The sequence below is a fragment of the Streptomyces sp. SID10853 genome (genome assembly GCF_010548145.1).
In the GTDB taxonomy this organism is placed as follows: domain Bacteria; phylum Actinomycetota; class Actinomycetes; order Streptomycetales; family Streptomycetaceae; genus Streptomyces.
Genome location: NZ_JAAGLN010000068.1, coordinates 19,504 through 30,782, shown reverse-complemented (window position 1 = coordinate 30,782; position 11,279 = coordinate 19,504). Strand labels below are relative to the sequence as shown.

At 68.6% G+C, this 11,279-nt stretch carries 11 protein-coding genes, 1 pseudogene and 1 riboswitch; of the genes and pseudogenes, 3 read left to right on the top strand and 9 right to left on the bottom strand.

Annotation, left to right across the window (positions count from 1 at the left end):
* Nucleotides 1-441, bottom strand: a pseudogene (locus G3I19_RS15860) (RNA-binding protein); the annotation flags it as partial.
* Between the two features lie 34 nt (nt 442-475).
* Nucleotides 476-718 carry a hypothetical protein gene (locus G3I19_RS15855; RefSeq protein ID WP_164264249.1) on the bottom strand — a complete coding sequence of 81 codons (243 nt, stop codon included), beginning with the start codon at nt 716-718 and terminating at the stop codon, nt 476-478.
* A gap of 170 nt (nt 719-888) precedes the next feature.
* Between G3I19_RS15855 and G3I19_RS15850 the strand changes: the two genes are divergently transcribed.
* Nucleotides 889-1,638, top strand: coding sequence for a rhomboid family intramembrane serine protease (locus G3I19_RS15850; protein ID WP_164264248.1), 750 nt, complete (start codon nt 889-891; stop codon nt 1,636-1,638).
* Nucleotides 1,635-1,916 carry an Lrp/AsnC ligand binding domain-containing protein gene (locus G3I19_RS15845; protein WP_164264247.1) on the top strand — a complete coding sequence of 94 codons (282 nt, stop codon included), beginning with the start codon at nt 1,635-1,637 and terminating at the stop codon, nt 1,914-1,916. The genes G3I19_RS15850 and G3I19_RS15845 overlap by 4 nt, the downstream gene beginning before the upstream one ends.
* A 97-nt stretch (nt 1,917-2,013) precedes the next feature.
* Here G3I19_RS15845 and G3I19_RS15840 read toward each other — a convergent pair whose 3' ends face one another.
* The 6 genes from G3I19_RS15840 to G3I19_RS15815 all read right to left on the bottom strand — a co-directional run bounded on the left by G3I19_RS15840 (nt 2,014) and on the right by G3I19_RS15815 (nt 9,294).
* The gene (locus tag G3I19_RS15840; protein WP_164264246.1) at nt 2,014-3,390 is read right to left on the bottom strand and encodes an aminotransferase class V-fold PLP-dependent enzyme; all 1,377 of its coding nucleotides are present in this window, start codon (nt 3,388-3,390) and stop codon (nt 2,014-2,016) included.
* A 148-nt stretch (nt 3,391-3,538) separates the two neighbouring features.
* Nucleotides 3,539-3,656, bottom strand: a riboswitch (SAM riboswitch).
* Between the two features lie 118 nt (nt 3,657-3,774).
* Nucleotides 3,775-4,839, bottom strand: a complete 1,065-nt coding sequence (gene trpD / locus G3I19_RS15835) for an anthranilate phosphoribosyltransferase (RefSeq protein WP_164264245.1) — start codon at nt 4,837-4,839, stop codon at nt 3,775-3,777.
* 288 nt (nt 4,840-5,127) lie between these two features.
* Nucleotides 5,128-6,753, bottom strand: a complete 1,626-nt coding sequence (locus G3I19_RS15830; RefSeq protein WP_164264244.1) for a ubiquinol-cytochrome c reductase cytochrome b subunit — start codon at nt 6,751-6,753, stop codon at nt 5,128-5,130.
* Nucleotides 6,750-7,802 (bottom strand): Rieske 2Fe-2S domain-containing protein, encoded by a 1,053-nt coding sequence (locus tag G3I19_RS15825; RefSeq protein WP_164264243.1) that lies wholly within the window; start codon nt 7,800-7,802, stop codon nt 6,750-6,752. Before G3I19_RS15825 ends, G3I19_RS15830 begins: the two co-directional genes overlap by 4 nt.
* A complete protein-coding gene (locus tag G3I19_RS15820) occupies nt 7,799-8,608 on the bottom strand; it encodes a c-type cytochrome (RefSeq protein WP_164264242.1) in 810 nt (269 codons plus the stop codon). The genes G3I19_RS15825 and G3I19_RS15820 overlap by 4 nt, the downstream gene beginning before the upstream one ends.
* A gap of 65 nt (nt 8,609-8,673) precedes the next feature.
* A complete protein-coding gene (locus tag G3I19_RS15815) occupies nt 8,674-9,294 on the bottom strand; it encodes a heme-copper oxidase subunit III (RefSeq protein WP_164264241.1) in 621 nt (206 codons plus the stop codon).
* A 214-nt stretch (nt 9,295-9,508) separates the two neighbouring features.
* On the opposite strand from G3I19_RS15815, the gene G3I19_RS15810 reads away from it, so the two are divergent.
* Nucleotides 9,509-9,925: a hypothetical protein gene (locus G3I19_RS15810; protein ID WP_164264240.1), complete on the top strand. Its 417-nt coding sequence runs from the start codon at nt 9,509-9,511 to the stop codon at nt 9,923-9,925.
* A 58-nt stretch (nt 9,926-9,983) separates the two neighbouring features.
* On the opposite strand, the gene G3I19_RS15805 is transcribed toward G3I19_RS15810, so the two are convergent.
* Nucleotides 9,984-11,240, bottom strand: coding sequence for an Ig-like domain-containing protein (locus G3I19_RS15805; protein WP_164264239.1), 1,257 nt, complete (start codon nt 11,238-11,240; stop codon nt 9,984-9,986).
* Nucleotides 11,241-11,279: the final 39 nt, after the last annotated feature.

The following is an 11,279-nucleotide window of genomic DNA, read 5'->3' as shown; positions in this document are numbered from 1 at the left end:
GTCGGCGCGCTCGGCGACCACCCGCTGGGCCTCCTCGCCCGCGGCGGCGACGAGCTTCACCCAGCCGGCCGGACGCAGCACATAGGCTGCGGCCGCCACATCCACCGGGTCGGCGGCCGCGGGCGGCGAGCCCGCTTCGAGCGCACCGGTCAGCTCGGGCTGGGACTCCTTGAGCCGCTCGCCGATGCGCCGGCGGAAGAGCGCGTCGCCCTCCAGGGCCGCGGCCATCGCGTTGCCCGCGAACTTGGCCCGTCTGGTGGGGGTGAAGCGGGCGTACTGTCTGAGCTGCGCCGGGAGTTCGGGGACGGACAGCCCGCCGAAGGCGTCGGACACGAGCGCGACGACGCGCCGCCGTACTGCTTCGGGCAGCGGACGGTCGAGCGCCTCCGCGGCGTCACCGGCCGCGTCGGCCGGCTCTGCACCGCTATCAGCCTCCACCATCCGTCACCCCACTGTCACTCTTCAGGGGGCTCCCTCAGGAGCCGCCACCCGGCCTGTCCACCAGCTCGATCTGGTCCACCGCGTTGCACCAGCGGCAGCGCACCGACTCGATGGTCTCACTGACCACCTCGCGCTCCTCCACCTTGGGCTCACCGGCCAGGTCGAGATGTATGTACTCGACAACCTTCGACGAGCGCGTCACATCGAACCGGGTGAGATTGCCGCAGAGAGTGCAGCGCCACCGGGTGTCGGCGGTCGGCATGGGAACCGTCGTCATACGTGCGTCCTCTTCGTTCGTACTGCCTCGGTCGCGGTGCGCCATCGAACTGCGGATGTACTCCCCGCAACCCTACGGCCTACGGCATACCCCGGGGGCGGACCTGCCGACCGCGGGGAGCCCGGCGAGGCGATCTGCCCGATTGCGTCCGGTTGGGCCATGCTCGGTGGATGTTCACGTGGCGGGACGCGGCCCGACGGAAGACACCGCGACGGCGCGGGGACACGCCCGGCGATCCTGTGGTGACCTACGGCCTGATCGGCCTCTGCTGCCTCGTCTTCCTGCTGAGCCCGGTCTCGGGGCTCGATCCGGCCTACGGAAAGGGCGACAACCTCCTCGCCGCCCAGAGCGCGTACTTCAACCACTGGGGCGTCGTCCCCACCGAACTGATGAGCGGCAGGGCCGGCGCCCTGCTCACCCCGCTCACCGCGCTCTTCATCCACGCCAACTGGCTTCATCTGCTCGGCAACATGCTGTTCCTGTACGTCTTCGGCGCGATGGCCGAGGAGCGGATGGGCCGCGTGCACTTCGCGGTCTTCTATGTGGTGAGCGGCTACATCGCGCTGACCGCGTACGCGCTGACGCACTCCGGCTCCGACCAGACCCTGGTGGGCGCGTCCGGGGCGATCTCGGCGGTGCTCGGCGCGTTCCTGAGTCTCTTCCCCAAGGCCCGGGTGACGAGCATCTTCCCGTTCCTGCTGTTCCTGCCGCTGCGCTTTCCCGCCTGGATCGTGCTGGTCTTCTGGTTCGTCCTGCAGTGGCTGGCGGCCGGCCAGCAGTCGGGAACCGGTCCCGGGGTCGCCTACACGGCGCATCTGGTGGGCTTCTCGCTGGGCTTCGGCTACGCGGCGGTGAGGTACTGGCGTACGACTAGAGTGAAACTCCCAGCGACGGCCACCGAGGGAGAAAGCAAGCCGTGATCACCGCGATCGTGCTCATCAAGACCAGCGTGGACCGGATCCCCGAGATCGCCGAATCGCTCGCCGCCCTGGAGAACATCAGCGAGGTCTACTCCGTCACGGGGACATACGACCTGATCGCGCTGGTCAGGGTCGCCCGCCACGACGACCTGGCGGACATCATCCCCGGCCGGATCAGCAAGATCCCCGGGGTGGAGGCGACGGACACGCATGTGGCGTTCCGTACCTACTCGCAGCACGACCTCGAAGCGGCCTTCGCCATCGGCCTGGACGCGTAACGGCCGCCCTGCCGCGCAGGGGGCCAGGTGGCCCCGCCGCGCCGGGCGGCCGTAGTACGTCTCCGTATCGCCGAGGTACGTCTCCGCGCAGCCGGGTTCAGACAGCCGGCACGCAGCGGCCGTCCTCGGTGCGGTAGTTCCAGCGGGCGCCGTCCCGCACCAGCTCCTTCACCGCGCCCACGAAGCGCTCCACGTGCTCGTCGGGCGTACCGGCGCCGAAGCTGACCCGTACCGCGTTGAGCGAGCGCTCGCCCGGCTCGCCCTCCGGGGCGCCGCACTCCCCCTGGTCCTGCGGGTCGCTGCCGAGCAGGGTCCGTACGAGCGGGTGGGCGCAGAACAGACCGTCGCGGACCCCGATGCCGTACTCGGCGGAGAGCGCCGCCGCGAAGTGCGAGCTGTTCCAGCCGTCCACCACGAACGAGATGACTCCGACCCGCGGGGCGTCGTCGCCGAAGAGCGAGAGGACCTGGACGGCCTCCACTTCGGCGAGCCCGTCGAGTACCTTGCGGACCAGCGTCTGCTCGCGCGCCACCAGGGAGTCGAAGCCCGCGTCGGTGAGCGCCCGGCAGGCGGAGGCGATGGAGTGGACGCCGATGACATTGGGCGATCCGGCCTCGTGGCGGGCGGCCGTGGTGTGCCACTCGACGTCGACCCCGCCGTCGGCACGCCGGGCCACGGTGCGGGAGGCGCCGCCGCCCGCGAGGTACGGCTCGGCGGCGAGCAGCCAGTCGGAGCGGCCCGCGAGGACCCCGGAGCCGAACGGCGCGTACAGCTTGTGGCCGGAGAAGGCCACCCAGTCGACGTCGAGCTCCGCGATGTCCACCGGGTGGTGCGGCGCGAGCTGCGCGGCGTCCAGCACGATGCGGGCCCCGTGGGCGTGGGCGGCGGCCGCCAGCTCCCTGACCGGCCACAGCTCACCGGTCACGTTCGAGGCGCCGGTGACACAGACCAGGGCGGGCGCATCCGGTGTCGTACGGGCGGCCAGCGCGCGGTCCAGTGTCTCGACGGCCTGCTGCGGGGTGCGCGGGGCGTTGAGGTAGGTCACGGCGGCGTCGCGCCAGGGCAGCAGGGATGCGTGGTGCTCGGTCTCGAAGACGAAGACCTCGCAGCCGTCGGGGACCACCGCGGCCAGCAGATTGAGCGAGTCCGTGGTCGAACGGGTGAAGACGACCTGGTCGTCCTGGCGGCAGCCGAGGAACTCCGCGACGGTCGTGCGGCTGTTCTCGAAGAGGTCGGTGGAGAGCTGCGAGAGGTACCCGGCGCCGCGGTGCACGCTGCCGTAGTACGGGGCGTACGCCGCCACGTCGTCCCAGACACGCTGCAGGGCCGGGGCGCTCGCCGCGTAGTCCAGTGCCGCGTAGGTGACCTCGCCGCCGGTGACCAGCGGGACCAGGACATCCCTGCCGAGAACGGGAAGGTTCTCGGACGAATCCTGACAAACCGACGGGTTGATGGCAGCGCTGGGAACAGACATGACGAACTCCCGGAAAAAGGCAGGCGAATGCACTGCGCGTGCCACACGCGGCAGTGCGGAGAAAGAGGTGCGGAGAAGGGGGCTACTGCCCTATCGCATTCGCTGAACCACGGAAGAACTCCCTCGACGACCAGGATCCCTGTCGAGGGATCCGCGCTTGCCGAGGACTTCGCTGCCCACGGCCTGGTCTTCACCCAGGGCACCCCGCCACGGACGGAGGGTTGCCGGACAGCGGGCTGGGGCCGTAGTCGCTGTCACTCATGACCTGAAGAGAATCCTGCCATACGCATCCTGACGCGCCAAGGCGCAGTCCACAGCATGAGACCGGCTGCCGGCCGGATGCCGTGCGACTGCGCCTCAGGGGCCGCCCTCCGCGGAAGGGGCTCAGGCGTTGCTGGCGGCGACCCAGCGCTCCAGCGCCCGGGCCGCCGCCCCCGAGTCGATGGCGTCGGCGGCCCGGGCGATCCCGGCGGCGATCCGCTCGTCGAGGGAGCCCGGGCCCGGGTCGAGTGCGACCAGCGCGGCCGCCGAGTTGAGCAGGACGGCGTCCCGTACCGGACCGGCCTCACCGGCCAGCAGCCGGCGGGCCACATCGGCGTTGTACGACGAGTCGCCGCCGCGCAGCGCCTCCACCGGGACAAGATCGATGCCCACGTCGCGCGGGTCGAAGGGCTCCTCGCGCACCGCGCCGTCCGCCACCGTCCAGACCCTGGACGTGGCGGTGGTGGTCAGTTCGTCCAGCCCGTCGTCCCCGCGGAACACCAGGGCCGACGAGCCGCGCTCGGCCAGCACACCCGCGACGATGGGCGCCATCCGCGCGTCGGACACACCGGTCGCCTGCGCCCCGACCTTCGCCGGGTTGGTGAGCGGGCCCAGGAAGTTGAAGGTGGTGCGGATGCCCAACTCCTTGCGGGCGGCGGCCACATAGCGCAGCGCGGGGTGGAACCTGACCGCGAAGCAGTAGGTGATGCCCGCCTCGGCCGCGACCTCGACGACCCGCTCCGGGGTCAGCTGGAGATTGACGCCCAGCTTCTCCAGGACGTCGGACGCGCCGCTCTGCGACGACGCCGCGCGGTTGCCGTGCTTGACGACCTTGGCGCCGGTGCCCGCCACGACGATGGAGGACATCGTCGAGATGTTCACGGTGTTGGCGCCGTCGCCCCCGGTGCCGACGATGTCCACGCTCGGGCCCGGCACGTCGATCAGCCTGGCGTGGGCGTACATCGCCCGGACCAGACCGCTGATCTCCGCGACCGTCTCGCCCTTCGCGCGCAGCGCGACCGCGAAGCCGGCGATCTGCGCGTCCGTCGCCTCACCGCTCATGATCCGGTCCATCGCCCAGGCGGTGGCGTCCGCGCTCTGGTCGACGCCGCTGAGCAGGGAGTCGAGGACGCCCGGCCAGGAGTGTGCCGCCACGCTGTCGCCGCCGACCGGGGTCACAACGCTCATGGTCCACTCCTGGGTCCACCGTCGAATAGGGATACGGCCAGCTTAGACCGACCGGCAAATGGGGGGCGGCGTCGCGGGGTCCGGCACGCGCATCTGCGGCGTTGTCGTCAAACACCATGGCTCCGCCATGCCTCAATCCTCCGCCTTGCAGCTGCACACTCCAGACCCCGCTCCTTCTCCCACCCCCCATTTGACGGTCGGTCTTATCCAGCTCCCGGGACAGCGAAGAGCCCCGTCCATCGAATGGACGGGGCTCCCGCTGTGGCGACTTTTCAGTCGGTCAGGTGATCAGTGGTGACCGTGGCCGCTGGTGATCTCCTTGTACTCGTCGGCGGTGGGCTTCTCGATCTGGTTGTGCTCGCCGTAGTAGCCCTTGCTCAGCTTGGCGCGGACCCGGGTCAGACGGGACACCTTGCGCGCGACACCGTTCTCGTCGACCTCGGGGCCGATCTCGAGCGGCCGGTACTGCTCGTGCGCGGTCAGCGTGTGCAGCTGCTCGGGCTTGAGCGGCTCGTGGACCTCGATGAACTCACCGTGCGGCAGCCGCTTGATGACACCGGACTCACGCCCGTGCAGCACCTTCTCGCGGTCACGGCGCTGCAGGCCGAGGCACCAGCGCTTGGTGACGATGAACGCGATGACCGGTCCGACGAACATCCCGACCCGGACGAACCAGGTGATCGCGTTGATCGACAGATCGAAGTGCGTGGCCCAGAGGTCGTTGCCGCCGCCGACGAGCAGGATCAGATAGAGCGTGATCCAGGCGACGCCGAGACCCGTACGCGTCGGGGCGTTGCGCGGGCGGTCCAGGATGTGGTGCTCGCGCTTGTCCCCGGTGATCCAGGACTCGATGAACGGGTAGACGCCGATACCGACCAGGACCAGCGGGAAGACCACGATCGGGATGAACACGCCCAGGACGAGTGTGTGACCCCAGGCGTTGATCTCCCAGCCCGGCATGATGCGGACGAGCCCCTCGGAGAAGCCCATGTACCAGTCGGGCTGGGCGCCGGTCGACACCTGGTCCGGGCGGTACGGGCCGATCTCCCAGATCGGGTTGATCGAGGCGAGCGCCGCCATGGCCGCGATGACACCGAAGACCAGGAAGAAGAAGCCTCCGGCCTTGGCCATGTAGACCGGCAGCAGCGGCATGCCGACGACGTTCTTGTTGGTCTTGCCGGGACCCGCGAACTGCGTGTGCTTGTGGTAGAAGACCAGGATCAGGTGGCCGACCAGCAGGCCGAGCATGATGCCCGGCAGCAGCAGTACGTGGACCGAGTAGAACCGCGAGACGAAGTCGCCGCCGGGGAACTCACCGCCGTACAGGAACATCGACAGGTACGAGCCGACGATCGGGATGGAGAGCATGACGCCCTCCATGAACCGCACACCCGTACCGGAGAGCAGGTCGTCCGGGAGGGAGTAGCCGGTGAAGCCGGTGAACATCCCGAGCACCAGCAGCAGGAAGCCGAAGAGCCAGTTGATCTCGCGCGGCTTGCGGAAGGCGCCCGTGAAGAACACGCGCATCATGTGCACCAGCATGCCGGCCAGGAAGACCAGCGCCGCCCAGTGGTGGATCTGCCGGATGAGCAGACCGCCGCGGACCTCCAGGCTGATGTTCACCGTCGAGGCGTACGCCTCGGACATGTGGATGCCCTGCAGCGGCACGTACGGGCCGTTGTAGACGACCTCGTTCATGCTCGGGTGGAAGAACAGCGTCAGATAGACACCCGTGAGGATGATGATGATGAAGCTGTAGAGGCAGATCTCCCCGAGCATGAAGGACCAGTGGTCCGGGAAGATCTTGCGCATGTTGGTCTTGGCCAGGCCGTAGATGCCCAGACGGCCGTCGGCCCAGTCGGCCACCCGCTCGCCGGCGGGCGCCTTGCGCTGTGTATCCGTCACGGTGCTCATCCGCGCTCCCAGAAGGCAGGACCGACGGGCTCTGCGAAGTCGCCGAGCGCTTCGAGATTACCCTCGCCGTTCACACCGATCCGCAGCTGCGGAAGCGGGTGGCCGGCCGGGCCGAAGATGACGCGGGCGCCGTCGGACAGGTCGAAGGTGGACTGGTGGCACGGGCAGAGCACGTGGTGCGTCTGCTGCTCGTACAGGCTGATCGGGCAGCCGACGTGGGTGCAGATCTTCGAGAACGCGACGATGCCGTCGTGGGCCCACTCGCGTTCCTTCTTGTCCTTGATGTTGTCCGGCTGGATGCGGACGATCATCAGGGCGGCCTTGGCGATCTGCGTCTGGAAGTCCTCGTCGGACTCCGAGAGACCCTGCGGCATGGCGAACGTGAGCGAACCGACGGCCACGTCCTCAGGACGCAGCGGCTGGTTGGTGTTCATGTTGATGAGCACCTTGCCGCGCGCCCACAGCGTCTTGCGCAGCTTCTTCTCCGGCAGCGGACCGAGGTCGCGCAGCAGCATCACACCGGCGAGCGGCACCATGGCCATGGCGCCGAACATCGTGGTGCGGATCAGCTTGCGGCGGCCGAAGCCGGACTCGGCGGCACCTGCCGCGAAGTCCGCCAGGACCTGCGCCTTGACCTCGGCCGGGGCCTCGATCGGGTGACGGTCGGCCGGCATCTCGACGTCCGACATCAGCGTGCGCGCCCAGTGGACCGCGCCGGCGCCGATCGTGAAGAGCGCCACGCCCAGGGTCAGCCCCAGGGAGAAGTTGAGCGCACTCACGTGCCCGAACGGGAAGACAAAGATGATCTTGTCGACCGGGAAGATCACATAGGACGCGATGAACCCGATCGTCGCCAGCATCGAGAGCGTGAACAGGAAGGCGACCACGCGCTCGGAGCGCTTGGCTGCCCGCTCGTCGATGTCCTGGATACGCGGCTTGTGGGCCGGCAGTCCCGGGTCCGCGAACGGGTCGTCCGCGGGCTCCACCGCGCCGTGCGCGGGCTCCTGCTCACTCGGCAGGTTCTCTTCGGAATTCTCTTGGCTACTCATGACTTCTTGGCCTTAGCGGTGTGGGCCGCGACCCAGATGGCAACTGCGATCAGCGCACCGAGTCCGAAGATCCAGCCGAACAGACCCTCACTGACCGGACCGAGGCCGCCCAGCTTGAGGCCGCCCTCGCTGGCGGAGTTGTCGCCGTTGACGGTCTTGATGTACGCGATGATGTTCTGCTTCTGCTTCTCCGGCATCGTGGTGTCGGGGAAGTTCGGCATGGACTGCGGGCCGGTCTGCATGGCCTCGTAGATGTGCTTGGGGCTCACACCCTCGAGGCTCGGCGCGAACTTGCCGTGCGTCAGGGCGCCGCCCTCGCCGGTGAAGTTGTGGCACTGGGCGCAGTTGGTACGGAAGAGGTCGCCACCGGCCGCGGTGTCGGCGCCCTTGTCGCTGTACTGCTTCGAGGTCGGCTTGATGGGTCCGGCACCGAGGGAGGCCACGTACGCGGCGAGCTGGTCGATCTGCCCCTGCGAGTAGATGACCTTCTTCTTCGGCACCTGCGCGCCGGGCTGCTGGGCGGGCATACGGCCGGTGCCGACCTGGAAGTCCACGGCGGCTGAGCCGACGCCGACCAGGCTGGGGCCGTCGGACGAGCCCTGGCCGCCCATTCCGTGGCAGCTTGCGCAGCCCACGGAGAAGAGCTTCTTGCCCTCACTGATGGCGAGGGACTGGGAGGTGTCGTCGGCCTGCGCCTTGCCCGCGGGAGCGAACGCGGCGTACAGCCCCCCGGTGGCCGCCAGCGCGAGGAGTAGGACGACGACCGCCGCCAACGGGTGGCGTCGTCGTGCGGAGAGCTTTTTCACGGATTACCCCGGTGTCAGGATCTTCTGCGTCGGTGCTTGCTGGATGAGTGGGGCGTCGGGCCCGATTACTTGATCAGGTAGATCGTCGCGAAGAGGCCGATCCACACGACATCGACGAAGTGCCAGTAATAGGACACGACGATGGCTGCGGTCGCCTGCTGGTGCGTGAATCTCTTGGCCGCGTATGTCCTGCCGAGAACGAACAGGAAGGCGATCAGGCCGCCTGTCACATGCAAGCCGTGGAAGCCCGTGGTCAGGTAGAACACCGAGCCGTACGGGTCGGAGGAGAGCGAAAGGCCGTCCTCCTTCACCAGGCTGGTGTACTCGAAGATCTGGCCTCCGATGAAGATCGCACCCATCACGAACGTGATCGAGAACCACGAGCGCAACTTCTTCACATCGCCACGCTCGGCGGCAAAGACGCCGAGCTGGCATGTGAGGGAGGAGAGCACAAGGATCGTGGTGTTCGTCGCCGAGAAAGGAACGTTCAGCGAGGACGCCATATCCTTCCAGTGCTCGGGACCCGTCACCGATCGCAGGGTGAAGTACATCGCGAAGAGGGCCGCGAAGAACATCAGCTCGGAACTCAACCAGATGATGGTTCCGACGCTGGTGAGGTTCGGCCGATTGACCGACGGGTGCGCGTGCCCGGTTTCTACTGTCGTTGCTGTCGCCACGACCGACATTATGTCGGTCGCTTATCCCGCCCTCACCCTGGGGGGTGCTGTTCGGTGTGTCAGCGGCTCGTGTCCAGCTCGAACAGCCCATCGCGAGGCAGTCCGTAACGGTGTTGACGGGGTGTCGGACGGAGTAGCATCCGCGCCAAGGTCCAAGCCCAACGGGCCCCGCGGGCCCCGCAGATCCCGAAGATCCCGAAGACACAGCCGTCACGGAGGAACAATGCAGCCGAGCGCCACGGTCCTGGTCTACAGCGACGACGCGAATACCCGGGAACAGGTACGGCTCGCGGCGGGTCGCAGGCCGGCCGCGGACGTGCCGCCGGTGCAGTACCTGGAGTGCGCGACGCTCGACGCGGTCCTCAGCGCCCTGGACAGGGGCGGGATCGACGCCTGTGTGCTGGACGGCGAGTCGGTCCCCGCGGGCGGTATGGGCGTCTGCCGGCAGATCAAGGACGAGGTGTTCCGCTGCCCGCCCGTGCTCCTGCTGATCGGCCGCCCGCAGGACGCCTGGCTGGCCACCTGGAGCCGCGCGGACGCGGCGGTGACCCTTCCGGTGGAACCGGTGGAGTTCGCGGGCGCACTGGCCGCCCTGGTGCGCGACCGGCTCGCGGCGGGCGCCGTCTCCACGGGGGCCTGACAGGTCCCGGGCAGGGGTCCAGGCCCCTCCCCCGTGGAGAGACGGCGCCGGCTGCGGCTCAGAGCGCAGCGGGCCGCAGCCGGGCCGTCTGCGCGGGTGCCTCCGTGTTCTGCTTTCCGCCCGTCAGCGCGCTGCCCTTGGCCCACTTGGCCCAGGACAGGTTCCAGTCGCCGTAGCCGTTGTCGAACGGGGTCATGGTGTCGCCGTCGCTGCCGACCACCGAGACGATGTCGCCCTGGCGCACGTGGTTGAAGAACCACTCCGCGTTGCCGGTGCTCATGCCGGTGCAGCCGTGGCTGGTGTTGGCGGATCCCTGCGACCCTTCGGACCAGGGCGCGGCGTGCACGTACTCGCCGCTGAGTGTGACCTGTGTCGCGTAGTAGACCGGCAGGTCGTACGAGTCGGAGCTGCCGGCGGCTATCCCGATGCTGGAACTGGTCATCCGGACGAAGTACGTCTTGCCCAGCACGACCTTGACGCCGTTACGGGTGGAGAAGCCGGGTTTGCCGGTCGTCACCGGGATGGTGTTGATCACGTGCCCGTCGCGCTTGACCGTCATCTCGTGCGCCGATGCGTCGGTTATCGCCTCCAGGCGGTCCCCGGTCTTCAGCTTGAGCGGCTTGGCGGTGCCGCCGTAGAGCTTGCCGCTGACCTTTATGCCGTTGAGGTTGGAGTGCACGTTGATCGTGGCGTGCGCGGGCCAGTACTCCTTCGGCCGGTAGTGCAGCGTCTTGCTGTCCACCCAGTACCAGGCGCCCTGGACGGAGGGCACCGAGTCCACCTTCAGGGCCCGCTCGACCTGGGCCCTGGCCGCCTTGTCCTTGACCGGGGCGCTGAGTTGGGCGGTGACGGGCTGGCCGACTCCGTACTCGCCCGCCTTGGGGCCGAAGGTGACGTTCAGCCGGTGGGAGGCGGGGGCGGTGTCGAACTGCATCGTCCGGCTGCCGGGGGCGCCGTCGTCGTCCTCGGTGGCGACGCGGACCGTGTAGTGCACTCCTGCGGCCAGCGGAGCGGTGCTGTGCCACCTGCTGCCGTCGGCGGCGAGTTCACCCGCCAGCTGGCGTCCTGTGCTGTCGGTGGCCGTCACATCGGTGATGCGGCCGTCGTCGTCCTTGGAGGTGACTTCGAGGGGCTTGTCGGGGTCGGCCTTGCCGTCGCTCTTGAGGCCGTTGAAGGATATCGAATCGGCCGCGTTGAACGGCGGGGCCGAGAGCGGATTCTTGCCGGAACTGCCGCACGCGGTCGCCGCTGCCCCAAGGGACACGACCAGCAGCGTGCAGCTCAGGACCGTACGGATTCGAGGTGCATGGCTCATATGCACACGTTAAGAAGATCGCCCGGTAACGGCACGCCG

Coding starts and splice junctions, on each gene's coding strand:
- G3I19_RS15855 (WP_164264249.1), bottom strand. CDS start 718: ATGACGACGGTTCCCATGCCGACCGCCGACACCCGGTGGCGCTGCACT.
- G3I19_RS15850 (WP_164264248.1), top strand. CDS start 889: ATGTTCACGTGGCGGGACGCGGCCCGACGGAAGACACCGCGACGGCGC.
- G3I19_RS15840 (WP_164264246.1), bottom strand. CDS start 3,390: ATGTCTGTTCCCAGCGCTGCCATCAACCCGTCGGTTTGTCAGGATTCG.
- trpD (WP_164264245.1), bottom strand. CDS start 4,839: ATGAGCGTTGTGACCCCGGTCGGCGGCGACAGCGTGGCGGCACACTCC.
- G3I19_RS15830 (WP_164264244.1), bottom strand. CDS start 6,753: ATGAGCACCGTGACGGATACACAGCGCAAGGCGCCCGCCGGCGAGCGG.
- G3I19_RS15825 (WP_164264243.1), bottom strand. CDS start 7,802: ATGAGTAGCCAAGAGAATTCCGAAGAGAACCTGCCGAGTGAGCAGGAG.
- G3I19_RS15815 (WP_164264241.1), bottom strand. CDS start 9,294: ATGTCGGTCGTGGCGACAGCAACGACAGTAGAAACCGGGCACGCGCAC.
- G3I19_RS15810 (WP_164264240.1), top strand. CDS start 9,509: ATGCAGCCGAGCGCCACGGTCCTGGTCTACAGCGACGACGCGAATACC.
- G3I19_RS15805 (WP_164264239.1), bottom strand. CDS start 11,240: ATGAGCCATGCACCTCGAATCCGTACGGTCCTGAGCTGCACGCTGCTG.